The organism is Actinomyces polynesiensis (assembly GCF_000820725.1).
Lineage (GTDB): Bacteria > Actinomycetota > Actinomycetes > Actinomycetales > Actinomycetaceae > Pauljensenia > Pauljensenia polynesiensis.
This window is the reverse complement of record NZ_CCXH01000020.1, coordinates 1-13,870: the sequence shown is the minus strand read 5'-3', so window position 1 is coordinate 13,870 and position 13,870 is coordinate 1. Positions and strand designations below refer to the sequence as shown.

At 70.9% G+C, this 13,870-nt stretch carries 8 protein-coding genes and 1 pseudogene; 5 read left to right on the top strand and 4 right to left on the bottom strand.

Going from position 1 to position 13,870, the window contains the following annotated elements:
- From TA90_RS00825 to TA90_RS00805, 5 genes are all read left to right on the top strand, one after another.
- On the top strand, positions 1–1,472 hold a 1,472-nt coding region (locus tag TA90_RS00825), incomplete at its 5' end, for a helicase HerA-like domain-containing protein (protein WP_043534130.1).
- Between the two features lie 344 nt (positions 1,473–1,816).
- Positions 1,817–2,623, top strand: coding sequence for a pyrroline-5-carboxylate reductase (gene proC / locus TA90_RS00820; RefSeq protein ID WP_043534129.1), 807 nt, complete (start codon positions 1,817–1,819; stop codon positions 2,621–2,623).
- A 308-nt stretch (positions 2,624–2,931) separates the two neighbouring features.
- Complete coding sequence (gene valS, locus TA90_RS00815) at positions 2,932–5,658, top strand: valine--tRNA ligase (RefSeq protein ID WP_043534128.1); 2,727 nt, start codon at positions 2,932–2,934, stop codon at positions 5,656–5,658.
- Between the two features lie 109 nt (positions 5,659–5,767).
- Entirely contained in the window at positions 5,768–7,822 is a 2,055-nt protein-coding gene (locus tag TA90_RS00810; protein ID WP_082031178.1) for an AMP-dependent synthetase/ligase, read from the top strand.
- Positions 7,823–8,053: 231 nt separating this feature from the next.
- The gene (locus TA90_RS00805; protein ID WP_052450327.1) at positions 8,054–10,123 is read left to right on the top strand and encodes an AMP-dependent synthetase/ligase; all 2,070 of its coding nucleotides are present in this window, start codon (positions 8,054–8,056) and stop codon (positions 10,121–10,123) included.
- 121 nt (positions 10,124–10,244) lie between these two features.
- Here the strand turns inward: TA90_RS00805 and TA90_RS00800 are convergent, their stop codons facing one another.
- The 4 genes and pseudogenes from TA90_RS00800 to TA90_RS00785 all read right to left on the bottom strand — a co-directional run bounded on the left by TA90_RS00800 (position 10,245) and on the right by TA90_RS00785 (position 13,723).
- Positions 10,245–10,655 carry a chorismate mutase gene (locus TA90_RS00800; protein ID WP_082031176.1) on the bottom strand — a complete coding sequence of 137 codons (411 nt, stop codon included), beginning with the start codon at positions 10,653–10,655 and terminating at the stop codon, positions 10,245–10,247.
- A 127-nt stretch (positions 10,656–10,782) separates the two neighbouring features.
- Complete coding sequence (clpX, locus tag TA90_RS00795; RefSeq protein ID WP_043534127.1) at positions 10,783–12,036, bottom strand: ATP-dependent Clp protease ATP-binding subunit ClpX; 1,254 nt, start codon at positions 12,034–12,036, stop codon at positions 10,783–10,785.
- Between the two features lie 412 nt (positions 12,037–12,448).
- Positions 12,449–13,095: pseudogene (locus TA90_RS00790) on the bottom strand (ATP-dependent Clp protease proteolytic subunit).
- 1 nt (position 13,096) lies between these two features.
- A complete protein-coding gene (locus TA90_RS00785; protein ID WP_043534131.1) occupies positions 13,097–13,723 on the bottom strand; it encodes an ATP-dependent Clp protease proteolytic subunit in 627 nt (208 codons plus the stop codon).
- Positions 13,724–13,870 lie beyond the last annotated feature (147 nt).

Here is a 13,870-nt window from a genome sequence, read left to right as displayed (position 1 = left end):
GCACCCTCCAGCTCCTCACCGAGGGGCTCTCCGCGGCGGGGACGCCCGTCCTGCTCTGCGACGTCAAGGGCGACCTCACCGGGCTCGCGGAGCCCGGGGTGGCCTCGGAGAAACTCGGCGCACGCACCCGGGCCAACGGGCAGGCGTGGGAGGCGGCCTCGTTCCCGGTCGAGCTGCTGAGCCTGGGCGGGGTGCAGACGCAGTTCCCGGGGACCACGGTGCGCACGAGCGTGTCCGACTTCGGTCCGATCCTGCTGGCGCGCGCCCTCAGCCTCAACACCACCCAGGAGCAGTCCCTCCAGCTCGTCTTCCAGTGGGCCGACCAGCGGGGCCTGGAACTGGTGGACCTGGCGGACCTGCGTGCCGTCATCGCCTTCCTCACCTCCCCCGACGGGAAACCGGAGCTGGCGACGATCGGCGGGGTGTCCTCCGCGACCGCCGGCGTCGTCCTGCGGGCCCTCACCACCCTGGAGGCCCAGGGCGGCGACCAGTTCTTCGGGGAGCCCGCCTTCGACACGGCCGACCTGCTGCGCCAGGTGGAGGGGCGGGGCGTCGTCTCCCTGCTGGGTGTCGGCGACATGGCCCAGCGGCCCGCCCTCGTGTCCACGGTCATCATGTGGTTGCTCGCCGACCTGTTCTCGGGACTGCCCGAGGTCGGGGACCCGGAGCGTCCGGAGCTGGTGTTCTTCTTCGACGAGGCCCACCTGCTCTTCGCCGACGCGACCAAGGAGTTCCGACGCCAGGTCGTCCAGACGGTGCGCCTGATCCGCTCCAAGGGCGTCGGCATCGTCTTCGTCACCCAGACCCCCAAGGACATCCCCGCAGACGTCCTGGCGCAGTTGGGCTCGCGCGTCCAGCACGCGCTGCGTGCCGTCACGCCGGAGGACCAGAAGAAGCTGCGCCAGACGGTGGAGACCTTCCCCCGCACCGAGTTGGAGCTGGACGAGGTGCTCACCACCCTGGGCACCGGCGAGGCCGTCGTGACGGTGCTCGCCCCCGACGGGCGCCCGACGCCGGTCGCCCCCACGCGGGTGTGGGCCCCCGCCTCCGTCATGGGACCTGCGCAGCCCGGCACCGTGGTAGCCCTGGTGGCGGCCTCCCCCCTGGGCGCGAAGTACGCGACCGCCGTCAACCCGGACTCCGCCGAGGAGAAGCTCGCCCGGCAGGCCCAGGAGGCACGGGAGGCGAAGGCCCGGGCCGCCCAGGAGGCCGCTGAGCAGGCGGCCGCGGAGAAGAAGGCCAAGGCCGATGCCGCAGCGGCGGCCAAGGAGGAGAAGGCACGCCGGGCGGAGGCCGACCGGGCGGCGCGCGCGGCGCAGAAGCAGCGTGAGAAGGAGGAGGAGGCCGCCCGACGCGCGGCGCAGCGTCGCACCGATGCCTTCGAGAAGGCGCTGGGCAACGCGGTGCGCTCGGCGGGCACCCAGTTGGGACGCGAGATCACACGGTCGATCTTCGGGACGCGCAAGCGCTGAAGGGAGCAGCGGAGCGCTGTGAGCCTGCAGGTTGCGGGCTGTGGGTTGCGCGCTGCGGGGCCCGGCGTGCCCGGCCCCGCCCTCGTCCTCGCGAGCGTGCATCCCTTCCGGGGCACCGCGCGGCCCCCGACACGACACGTCCTGCCCGCCCGACCGACCCGGACAGGACCCGACCGCACCCACCCGGGCGACCTGGCACGCCCGATCCGGCCCCGCCCCACCGCGCCACCCGCCGGGTCCCCGCGCCCACCCGATGGGCCCAGCGGGGCACTTGGCCTAGATTGGGGCCAGTGCCCCGCACCGACCCGTGCGGACGACTCAGGACACCACCAGGAGGCACCCACATGCGCATCGGTTTCATCGGATCGGGCTCCATGGCCGCGGCCATCGCCAGGGGCGCCGTCGCCGCCGGCTTCGCCGGCTCCGACCTGTTCTTCTCCGACTCGCACGGGATCCACGCCCCCGCCCTCGCTGCCGAACTGGTCGGCACCGCCACCGACAACCGCACCCTGGCCGGCGAGGTCGACCACATCGTGCTCGCCGTCAAGCCCCACGTCCAGCAGCGCGTCATCGCCGACATCCGCGACATCGTGGCGGAACACCCCGACACCTGCGTGGTGTCCATCGCCGCGGGCAGGACGCTGGCCTCCATGGAGGAGGATTTCCGCACGCCCGTCGCCCTGGTGCGCGCCATGCCCAATGTCAACGCCCAGATCGGGGAGTCGATGACGGCGATGTGCCCCAACGACTCCGTCACGGAGGAGCAACGCGCGGAGGTCCGTTCCCTGCTCGACGCCATCGGGCGCACGGTGACCATCGAGGAGCGGGACTTCGCGGTGTTCTCCGCACTGGCGGGCTGCTCCCCCGCCTGGGTGTTCCAGATCATCGACGCCCTGGCGCGCGCGGGCGTCAAGCACGGCCTCCCCAAGCAGCGCGCAGTGGCGATCGTCGCCCAGGCCCTGGCGGGTTCGGCGACCCTGGTCCTCTCCGCGGCGGAGGAGGACACCACACCGGGACAGCTCATCGACCAGGTGACCTCACCGGGTGGCACCACGATCGCCGGGCTCCTGGCGGCCGAGGACGCCGGGCTCTCCCCCGCCCTCGTCCGTGCGGTGGACGCGGCCGTCGCCCGGGACCGCCAGCTCGGCTGACCCCGCGCGCAGTTCCGGGCGCGGGACCGTGCGCGGGACCGGTCCCGCTCCGGGACGGGCAGGGGGCGTGGAGGGGGACGAGGGCGGACCCACAGCCTGCGCCACCGGGAGCAGCAGACCGCACTCCTCTGCCTGCGCCGCCCGGCGGGAACGAGGGCGGACCTCGACCGTGGAACTGAGTGGACCTCACGGGGAGAACTGAGCGGACCTCAGCGGGTGGGGGTGCTGCGCGGCGGCATTGGTACGCGGCGCGCCCACCTCGTAGTCTTGGGGACGCATGCCCGACGACAAGATGGAGCACAACGACCATGCGTGACCAGTTCACCCCCAGCCCGACGTCGGTCCCCGCACCCACGGTGCCGGACCGCGTAGGTGCCGACGGGCTGGAGGAGAAGTGGGGCGCACGCTGGGACGAGCAGGGCACCTACGCCTTCGACCGCACCGCCACCCGTGAGCAGGTCTACTCCATCGACACCCCGCCCCCCACGGTCTCGGGGTCCCTCCACGTCGGCCACGTGTTCTCCTACACGCACACCGACATCGTCGCGCGCTACCAGCGGATGAGCGGCAAGGAGGTCTTCTACCCGATGGGCTGGGACGACAACGGCCTGCCCACCGAGCGCCGCGTGCAGAACTACTACGGCGTGCGCGTCGACCCGACGCTGCCCTACCAGCCGGACTTCGTCCCCCCGCACGACGGCGGTGACGGCAGGTCCATCAAGGCCGCCGACCAGCTGCCCATCTCGCGACCCAACTTCATCGAGCTGTGCCAGCGCCTCACGAAGGAGGACGAGGTCCAGTTCGAGGCCCTGTGGCGCAGGCTCGGCCTCTCCGTGGACTGGGACCACCACTACCAGACCATCGGCGCCGACGCCCAGAAGGTCGCCCAGGCGGCGTTCCTGCGCAACCTGGGACGCGGGGAGGCCTACCAGGCCGAGGCCCCGGGGCTCTGGGACGTCACCTTCCAGACGGCCGTCGCCCAGGCGGAGCTCGAGGCACGCGAGTACCCCGGCTTCTACCACTCCCTGGCCTTCCACCGCACCGACGGCTCCGGCGACGTGGTCATCGAGACGACGCGTCCCGAACTGCTGGCCGCCTGCTGCGCCCTCGTCGCCCACCCCGACGACCCCCGCTACCAGCCCCTCTTCGGCACCACGGTCACCTCCCCCGGCTTCGGCGTCGAGGTCCCCGTCCTGCCCCACCCCGCCGCTGAGATGGACAAGGGCGCCGGCATCGCCATGTGCTGCACCTTCGGTGACCTCACCGACGTCCAGTGGTGGCGCGAACTGCACCTCCCGCTGCGCTCCATCCTCGCCAAGGACGGACGCATCGTGGCGACCACCCCCGACTGGATCACGAGCCCCGAGGGGCGTCGCCTCTACGCCGAGATGGCCGGCAAGACGACGTTCTCCGCCCGCAAGGTCGTCGACGAGGCGCTGACCGCGTCGGGTGAGGAGATCGGCGCCCCGGTCCCCACCAAGCGCATGACCAACTTCTTCGAGAAGGGCGACAAGCCCCTGGAGATCGTCACCTCGCGCCAGTGGTACATCCGCAACGGCGGGCGCCCCTACACGCGTCCGGGCGCCTCCCAGGACCTGCGCGAGGAACTGCTCGAGCGCGGTCGTGAACTGGACTTCCACCCCGACTTCATGCGCGTGCGCTACGACAACTGGGTGAAGGGACTCAACACCGACTGGCTGGTCTCCCGCCAGCGCTTCTTCGGGGTGCCCCTGCCGCTGTGGTACCGCATCGGCGAGGACGGCACCGTCGACCACGACGCCGTCATCACCCCCTCTCCCGAGCAGCTGCCCGTCGACCCCACGGTGGACGTGCCCGCGGGCTACACCGAGGACCAGCGCAACCGGCCCGGGGGTTTCGCCCCCGAGGTCGACATCATGGACACCTGGGCCACCTCCTCCCTGTCCCCGCAGGTCGCCGGCAAGTGGCTGGAGGACCCGGACCTGTTCTCCCGCGTCTACCCGATGGACCTGCGCCCCCAGGGCCAGGACATCATCCGCACCTGGCTCTTCTCCACGGTGGTGCGCGCCCACCTCGAGTTCGACGCCCTGCCCTGGGCACACGCCGCGATCTCCGGGTGGATCCTGGACCCCGACCACAAGAAGATGTCGAAGTCCAAGGGCAACGTCGTCACCCCCATGGGCCTGCTGGAGAAGCACGGCTCCGACGCGGTGCGCTACTGGGCGGCCTCGGCCCGCCTGGGCACGGACGCCGCCTTCGACGAGTCCCAGATGAAGATCGGGCGCCGCCTGGCCATCAAGGTCCTCAACGCCTCCAAGTTCGCCCTCACCATGGGTGGGGAGGACACGGAACTGGACCTCGACCCCGCCCACGTCACGGAGGCGCTGGACCGCTCGGTGCTGGCCGAGCTGCGCGACGTGGTCGCCGCCGCCGGTCAGGCCCTGGCCGCCTACGACCACACCCGCGCCCTGGAGGTCACCGAGACCTTCTTCTGGACCTTCTGCGACGACTACCTGGAGCTGGTCAAGGAACGCGCCTACAACCGCGAGGGTGCCTGGAGCGAGCAGGCCGCCCACTCCGCCCGCACGGCCCTGGCCGTCGTGGTCGACACCGTGGTGCGCCTCCTGGCCCCCTACCTGCCCTACGCGACGGAGGAGGTGTGGTCCTGGTACCGCACCGGGTCCGTGCACCGCGCCCCCTGGCCGCTCGTCGACGCCCTCGCGGGTGTCGAGGGCGATCCGGAGGTCCTGCGCACGGCCTCCGCCGCGCTGGTGGTCCTGCGTCGCGTGAAGTCGGAGGCCAAGGTCTCCCCGCGCACGCCGTTCCTCGCGGTCACCGTCTCGGCGCCCGGGGCCGCACTGCCCGTCCTGGAGGAGGTCTCCGCGGACCTGAGGGCCGCCACGAAGATCGAGGGGGAACTGACGCTCGTCGCCGTCGCCGCCTCCGCCTCCGTGACCGACGAGGGCGGGACCACGGAGACCGTCTCCTCGGAGTCCCAGACCTCGGTCACGTCCTTCGAGCTCGGTGAGGCACCCGCCCGCCGCGCGAAGAACTGAGGGACACGGGCCGTCGGCACCAGCCGGCGGCCCGACCCGTGACACGCTCCCCCGCAGCACCCCGACACCACCCCGACCCCGACACCACCCCGACTCCCGAGGAGCTCACATGGCAGGGCAGGACCAGCACCCCGAACCCGAGGACACCGTCCACCCCGACGTCGAGGTGGAGGACAGCGCGGAGGCCCGCGAGATCGCCGAGCGTTCGGGTGCGACTGTCCCGGCCCCGGTGAGGGAGTCCACGGCCGGGGCGTTCGCCGGTCCGCCCTCGTCGGAGGTGCACTCCTCCGACCCCGGCGACGGCGCGGCCGTCCCCTCGACGGAGGAGGCGCCCGAGAACGGCGCCCTGGAGTGGCACGCCCCGGTGCTGGTGCGCATCGACGACACGATGACGATCCCCCGCCTGCTCCAGCAGCGCGTCGCACGTTCGGCGCGGCGCCCGATCATCGAGCGCAAGCAGCACATGGGCGACATGTGGACGCCCATCACCGCCACCCAGTTCCACGACCAGATCCAGGCCACCGCCGCGGGCCTGGTGGGACTGGGCCTGGAGCTCGGGGACTCGGTGGCCATCATGGCGCACACCCGCTACGAGTGGACCCTCCTCGACTTCGCCTGCTGGTTCGCGGGTCTCGTGCCCGTGCCGATCTACGAGACCTCCTCCATCGACCAGATCGAGCACATCCTCTCCGACACCGGGTCACGTCTCGTGGTCACCGAGAACATCAACATGGCCGAGCTGGTCAGGGCGGCCGCGGAGAAGGCCGGACGCGACGACGTCCAGGTGCTCTCGCTGGACTCCGAGGCCATCCAGACCATCGTCGAGGCCGGGGCCACCGTGCCCCGCAACGACGTGGCCGCACGCACCGCACAGCTGACCACGGACTCCGTCGCGACCATCGTCTACACCTCGGGCACCACGGGCACCCCCAAGGGCACCGTCCTCACGCACGGCAACTTCACGGACCTCGCCCTCAACGCCCACCAGTGGATGCCCGAGATCGCCATGGGGCAGGACTCGCGCCTCCTGCTCTTCCTGCCGCTGGCCCACGTCTTCGCCCGTTTCCTGCAGCTGTTCCAGCTCAGTGGTGAGGGCGTCCTGGGGTACACCTCCGACATCAAGAACCTCCTGCCGGACCTGGCCACCTTCCGCCCCAGCTACCTGCTCGTGGTGCCGCGCGTGCTGGAGAAGATCTACAACTCCGCCGACGCCCAGGCGGGCGCAGGCGGCAAGCAGCGCATCTTCCGATGGGCGGCGAAGGTCGCCATCGAGTACTCCAAGGCCCAGGACACGCAGGAGGGACCCTCCGCCGGCCTGAAGGCCCAGCACGCGGTGGCCGACCGTCTCGTCTACCAGAGGATCCTGCGCCTGGTGGGGGGCAATGCGGACTACATCGTCTCCGGTGGCGCCCCCTTGTCGGAGCGCCTGGCGCACTTCTACCGCGGGGTGGGCATCCCCGTCCTGGAGGGCTACGGCCTCACCGAGACGGTCGGTCCGATCTCCGTGAACACCCCGCGCCTGTCGAAGATCGGCACGGTGGGCCCGCCGCTGCCGCCCCTGTCGGTGCGCATCTCGGATGCGGGCGAGGTGCTGCTCAAGGGGCCCTCGATCTTCAAGGGCTACCGCGGCAACCCCGAGGCCACCGCCGAGGCGTTCACGGAGGACGGGTGGTTCCGCACCGGTGACCTCGGGTCCCTGGACCGCGACGGCTACCTGCGCATCACCGGGCGCGCCAAGGAGATCATCGTCACCGCCGGCGGGAAGAACGTCGCCCCCGCCGCCCTGGAGGACGACCTGCGCGGTCACCCCTTGATCTCCCAGGTCGTGGTGGTCGGTGACAAGCGGCCGTTCATCTCGGCGCTGATCACCCTGGACGCGGAGATGCTGCCCCTGTGGTTGAGGAACCACGGCCTGCCCGAGATGTCCGTGTCCGAGGCGGCCAACGACCTCGAGGTCCAGGCCAGCCTCGAGCGGGCGATCGCCCGGGCCAACGAACACGTCTCGCGGGCGGAGTCGATCCGCAAGATCAAGATCCTCACCACCGACTTCACCGAGGCCAACGGGCTGATCACGCCGTCGCTGAAGGTCAAGCGCGGGGTCGTGCTGCAGCGTTTCGCCCCCGTCACCGACGACATCTACGGGGGCCCCGTCCAGGACGTGTGAGGCGCTGCGGTCGGTGCCGAGGGGGTTGGTTCCGCCGGGGGCCACCTGGGGTGCCGGGGGTGGTGCAACCTCGGGTGCCGGGGCTCGCCACGGGGGTGCCACGCCGCACACCTCCCCCGGCCCGCCGATCCCGGCGCCCGCGGCGGCACCGGGTGTGTCTACTCTGGTGTCGGGGATGCGGTCCCGTCCTGGTGACGGGAGTGCGCCCGGCACCGATCCAGGAGGCAACCCATGACGACACCCGCCGACGACCAGCAGCCCACGCAGGACACCCCGTCCCCGGGCGAGGACACCGGCACCCCGGGCAGCGACCCTGTCGCGGGTGCCCCGCAGGGGGCCGGGTCCGCGGGCTCCCCGGATCAGCCGGAGCTGCCGGAGCCGCCGGCGCCCCTCAACGTCCAGGAGGCCACCGCCGGTGCACCCGTGCCCGTGACGGACAAGGTCTTCCTGCGCGACCGGGTCGTCGCCGAGCGCGACGGCTCACCGGTGTGGAGGGGTCCCGACCTGGTGGACATCGAGCCCTCCACGACGATCCCCTACCTGCTCCAGCGGCGCGTCCAGAGATCCGCGGGCCGTCCCCTCATCGAGGTCAAGTCCCTCATCGGTGACTCGTGGACCCCTGTCTCGGCACGTTCCTTCCACGAGCAGGTCCTCGAGGTGGCCGCAGGCCTCATCGGCATGGGCCTGGAGTTCGGGGACTCCGTGGCCATCATGTCCCACACCCGCTACGAGTGGACCCTGCTCGACTTCGCCTGCTGGTTCGCCGGACTGGTCCCCGTCCCGATCTACGAGACCTCCTCCCTGGAGCAGGTGCGCCACATCCTCACCGACTCCGGTGCCGTGCTCGCGATCGCCGAGACCGTCACCCTGGCGGAGCTGGTCCGGGCCGCGGCGGCCGCCGCCGACAAGCCCGACCTGAAGGTGCTCTCCCTCGACCAGGAGGCCATCCACACCATCCGGGATGCCGGGGTCGGCATCACCCACGACCAGGTGACGGCACGCACCGACCGCCTGGACACCTCCTCCATCGCGACCATCGTCTACACCTCGGGGACCACGGGCCGCCCGAAGGGCACCGTCATCACCCACGGGAACTTCACCGACGGGATCGTGAACTCCGAGCGCTGGATGCCCGAGGTCAATGCCTCTCCGACCTCCCGCTTCCTGCTCTTCCTGCCCCTGGCACACGTCTTCGCCCGCTTCATCGAGGTCTACCAGATCGCCGGCGAGGGCGTCCTCGGCCACGTGGGCGACATGAAGAACCTGCTCACGGACCTGCGCGCCTTCAGACCCACCTACGTCTTCGTCGTGCCGCGCGTGCTGGAGAAGGTCTACAACTCCGCCGACGCCCAGGCCACCGGGTCGGCGCAGAAGGTCTTCCGTTGGGCGGTGAAGGTCGCGATCGACCAGTCGCTCGCCCAGGACACGCCCGAGGGCCCCTCCAAGCGGCAGAAGCTGCTCCACGCCGTGGCCGACCGGTTGGTCTACGGCAAGATCCGCGCCCTGGTCGGGGGCAACCTCGACTTCTTCATCTGCGGCGGCGCGCCCCTGTCGGAGCACCTGGCCCGCTTCTACACGGGCATGGGCCTGACCGTGCTGGAGGGCTACGGGCTCACCGAGACGGTCGGCCCGATCTCCGTGAGCACCCCCAGCCTCAACAAGATCGGCACCGTGGGCTCCCTCCTGCCCAAGGCCTCCGTCACGATCTCCGAGGAGGGCGAGCTGCTCGTCCGGGGCCCCTCCGTCTTCACCTCCTACAACAACGACCCGGAGGCGACGAAGGCCGCTTTCACCGAGGACGGGTGGTTCCGCACCGGTGACCTCGGTTCGGTCGACGAGGACGGCTACATCACCATCACCGGGCGCCTCAAGGAGCTCATCGTCACCGCCGGGGGCAAGAACGTCTCCCCCGCCATGGTGGAGGACGACCTCACGAGCCACCCGCTGATCAGCCAGATCGTGGTCGTCGGCGACAAGCGCCCCTTCATCGCGGCCCTCATCACGCTGGACGCGGAGATGCTGCCGGTGTGGTTGAAGAAGCACAACCTGCCCCCGATGTCGGTGGCCGAGGCCGCCAACAACCTCGAGGTCCACGCCGCGCTCGAACGCGCCGTCGACCGGGCCAACCAGCACGTGTCCCGGGCGGAGTCGATCCGCAAGATCAAGGTGCTCTCCACCGACTTCACCGAGGCGAACGGGCTGCTGACGCCTTCCCTGAAGGTCCGTCGTGACGCCGTGCTGCGCAGGTACGCCGACGTCATCGACGACATCTACGGGGGGCCGGTCCAGGACGTGGAGTGAGGCAGTGTGCGGACCCCACCGCTCCGGCCCCTCCCGTGGGACGGGGCCGGTGGGGTCCCGCAACCGGCAGGGACCCGGCGGGAGGGGACGGTGGGGTCGGCTGCGCCCCTCGTCGCAGACCTCAGCGGCGCTCGTAGTCGCGCTTGATGTCCTCGTGGTGGCGGATGACCTCACGCACCATGAACGTCAGGAACTTCTCCGCGAAGTCCGGGTCCAGTCCTGACTCCTCGGCGAGTCGACGCATGCGGGCGACCTGACGGGCCTCGCGGGCCGGGTCCTCCGGGGGGAGGTCGTGCTCGGCCTTGATGTGGCCGACCTTCTGGGTGCAGCGGAACCTCTCGGCGAGGATGTGGATGAGGGCCGCATCGATGTTGTCGATCGTCGCGCGCGCCTCGACGAGCTCGGGGGGCACCGCGCCGCCCTCGTCGGCCCTGCCGACGGACGGGCCCGTCGCCCCGGCACCGCCACCCGTCGGGCGCGCCCCCGGAGTGTGTCCCGTCTGCGGCTCGGACGCCGCGCTCCCCTGCGACATGGTGGTCCCTTCCCCCGGTCGGACGCCCTCGGTCCGCCGGGCCCCATTGTGACGCACCGGGACCCGCCCTCGTGGGCGGGCGCCCCGGTGTGGACGGCCCCCGGTCAGGACTCCCCGGGCGGCGTCCTCAGGCGGTGAGGGCGTCGCCCTCGCGCTCGGCGAAGAGCTCGGCCTCGCCGGTGCCCGCCACGGCGTCGGCGGTGATGAGGACGCGGGCGACGTCGGTGCGGCTGGGCATCTCGAACATGAGGTCCGACAGCGTCTTCTCCATGATGGAGGAGAGCCCGCGGGCCCCGGTCCCCCGCGAGTTGGCCTGGGCGGCCACGGCCAGCAGCGCGTCCTGGGTGAAGTCCAGCTCGATGCCGTCCAGTTCGAAGAGGTGCTGGTACTGGCGCACCAGGCAGTTCTTCGGCTCGGTGAGCACGCGCACGAGGTCGTGCTCGGTGAGCAGCTTGGTGGAGGTGAGGATCGGCAGGCGTCCGATGAACTCGGGGATCATGCCGAACTTGTGGAGGTCCTCCGGCGTGACGGACTCGTAGAGGTCGCCGTACTCGGCCGCCGACTTCAGGTTGGAGCCGAAGCCCGTGGAGCGCTGCCCCAGGCGGGACTTGACGATCTCCTCGATGCCGGCGAAGGCGCCGGCCGCGATGAAGAGGATCCCGGAGGTGTCGATCTCCAGGAACTGCTGGTGGGGGTGCTTGCGCCCGCCCTGGGGCGGCACGGAGGCGGTGGTCCCCTCGATGATCTTCAGCAGTGCCTGCTGCACGCCCTCACCGGAGACGTCGCGGGTGATGGAGGCGTTCTCGCCCTTGCGCCCGATCTTGTCGATCTCGTCGATGTAGATGATGCCGCGTTCGGCGCGCTTGATGTCGCCGTCGGCCTCCTGGATGAGCTTGAGGAGGATGTTCTCCACGTCCTCGCCCACGTACCCGGCCTCGGTCAGCGCCGTGGCGTCGACGATGGCGAAGGGGACCTGCAGGAGTCGGGCGAGGGAGCGGGCGAGGTGCGTCTTGCCGGTGCCGGTGGGGCCGAGGAGGAGGATGTTGGACTTGGTGCCCTCCATGTCCTCGTCGTGGCCGGCCTCACGGGAGCGGACCCGCTTGTAGTGGTTGTAGACGGCCACGGAGAGTGCGCGCTTGGCGCGGTCCTGGCCGATGACCCAGGAGTCGAGGAAGTCGTAGACCTCACGCGGCTTGGGCAGGGGTTCGTCGGAGCTCTCGGTCTGGGGACCGAACTCCTCGTCGAGGATCTCGTTGCACAGCTCGATGCACTCGTTGCAGATGTAGACGCCCGAGCCGCCGATGAGCTTGCGGACCTGCTTCTGACTCTTGCCGCAGAAGGAACACTTGAGCAGCTCTGCACCGTCGGTCAGTCGGCTCATGCCGATCCCTCCCCCCACCTGTCCCGCCGTGGCCCCACGGGGCCCCGACGACCGTCCCCCGCGACCCCGACCGATGGCCGACGTCCCGGATGGGCGGCGATTTCCTTGGTGTTCAGCCTATTCCAGCCCCACAGGCTCCGCGAGGCAACACACGGTGCCAGACCTGGGGTGGCCGGGCTCTGCGGTCCGTTCCGGGGGTCTCGGCCCGTCCGGACACTGCGGACCGCCCGGACACTGCGGACCGCCTGGACAGCCGGACAGGCGGACAGTGCAGCCCGGCGGGGCCTGCGAGGAGATGTGCGACGAGGGCGGCGCCCCCGCTCCCGTGGGCCCTCCCGACCCGCGACCGCAGCCGCCGACCGGACCGGACCCGAGGGGCACCCGTGCGCCGCCCTCGTCGATGTCACTGCCCTCAGGCGTCACCCTTGCGGGAGGCGAGCACCTGGTCGATCAGGCCGTACTCCTTGGCCTGCTCGGCGGTGAGGATCTTGTCGCGCTCGATGTCGCGGCGCACCTGCTCCACCGGGGTGTTCGAGTGCTTGGAGAGGGTCTCCTCCAACCACACGCGCATCCGGTCGATCTCGTCGGCGACGATCTGGATGTCCGAGGCCTGGCCCTGGATGCCTCCATCGCCGGCTGGTGGATGAGGACACGTGCATTGGGCAGTGCCAGGCGCTTGCCGGGCGAGCCCGCAGCCAGCAGGACCGCTGCCGCGGAGGCGGCCTGGCCCAGGCACACGGTCTGGATCTGCGGCTTGATGTAGAGCATCGTGTCGTAGATGGCCGTGAGCGCGGTGAAGGACCCGCCGGGGCTGTTGATGTACATGGTGATCAGCGAGTCGGGGTCCTGGGACTCCAGGACCAGCAGCTGGGCCATGACGTCGTCGGCCGAGGCGTCGTCGACCTGCACGCCCATGAAGACGATGCGGTCCTCGAAGAGCTTCGCGTAGGGGTCCTGGCGCTTGAAGCCGTAGGCCGTGCGCTCCTCGAAGGTGGGGAGGACGTAGCGCGCCTCGGGCATCTGGCGGGCGATGGCCTCGAAGTATGGGGTGGTGCTCATGTCAGTTGGCTCCGTTCTGGCCGTCGGCGGCACGGCGCCCGATCTCCTGGGGCGAGCTCACGACCCGGTCGACGAACCCGTACTCCAGGGCCTCCTGAGCGGAGAACCAGTGGTCGCGGTCCGCGTCCGCCTCGATCTGCTCGACCGTCTTGCCGGTGCGCTCCGCGGTGATCTCCGCGAGTTCCTTCTTCATCTTGAGGATGAGGTCGGCATTGATGCGGATGTCGGTGGCGGAGCCGCCCGCACCGCCCAGCGGCTGGTGGAGCAGCACGCGGGTGTGGGGGGTGACGTAGCGCTTGCCGATCGCCCCGGCCGTGAGCAGGAACTGACCCATGGAGGCGGCCAGGCCCATGGCGACGGTGGAGACGTCGGGCTTGATGTACTGCATGGTGTCGTAGATGGCCATGCCGGCCGTCACCGAACCACCGGGGCTGTTGATGTACAGCGAGATGTCGGCGTCGGGATCCTCCGCCGCCAGGAGGAGCAGCTGCGCGCAGATCGCGTTGGCGTTGTCGTCACGCACCTCCCCGCCCAGCCAGATGATGCGCTCCTTGAGGAGCCTCTGGTAGACCGCATCCCCCAGTGCCATCGGGGAATCGGGCCCGGGCCCCGCGGCCGTCGTGCGCATGTCGCTCACGTGTCGTCCCTCCGTCCAGTGGCCCTGCGTGTGCGGGCCGTTGCTGTGCTCCAACCTAGCGGGTCGGGAACGCCACCGACATGACGGGCGCCGCCTTTTTCGCTGACGGCGCAGGCTCACCCCCCCTGCGGCGAAGTC

Coding starts and splice junctions, on each gene's coding strand:
- TA90_RS00785 (WP_043534131.1), bottom strand. CDS start 13,723: ATGCGCACGACGGCCGCGGGGCCCGGGCCCGATTCCCCGATGGCACTG.
- proC (WP_043534129.1), top strand. CDS start 1,817: ATGCGCATCGGTTTCATCGGATCGGGCTCCATGGCCGCGGCCATCGCC.
- valS (WP_043534128.1), top strand. CDS start 2,932: ATGCGTGACCAGTTCACCCCCAGCCCGACGTCGGTCCCCGCACCCACG.
- TA90_RS00800 (WP_082031176.1), bottom strand. CDS start 10,655: ATGTCGCAGGGGAGCGCGGCGTCCGAGCCGCAGACGGGACACACTCCG.
- TA90_RS00810 (WP_082031178.1), top strand. CDS start 5,768: ATGGCAGGGCAGGACCAGCACCCCGAACCCGAGGACACCGTCCACCCC.
- clpX (WP_043534127.1), bottom strand. CDS start 12,036: ATGAGCCGACTGACCGACGGTGCAGAGCTGCTCAAGTGTTCCTTCTGC.
- TA90_RS00805 (WP_052450327.1), top strand. CDS start 8,054: ATGACGACACCCGCCGACGACCAGCAGCCCACGCAGGACACCCCGTCC.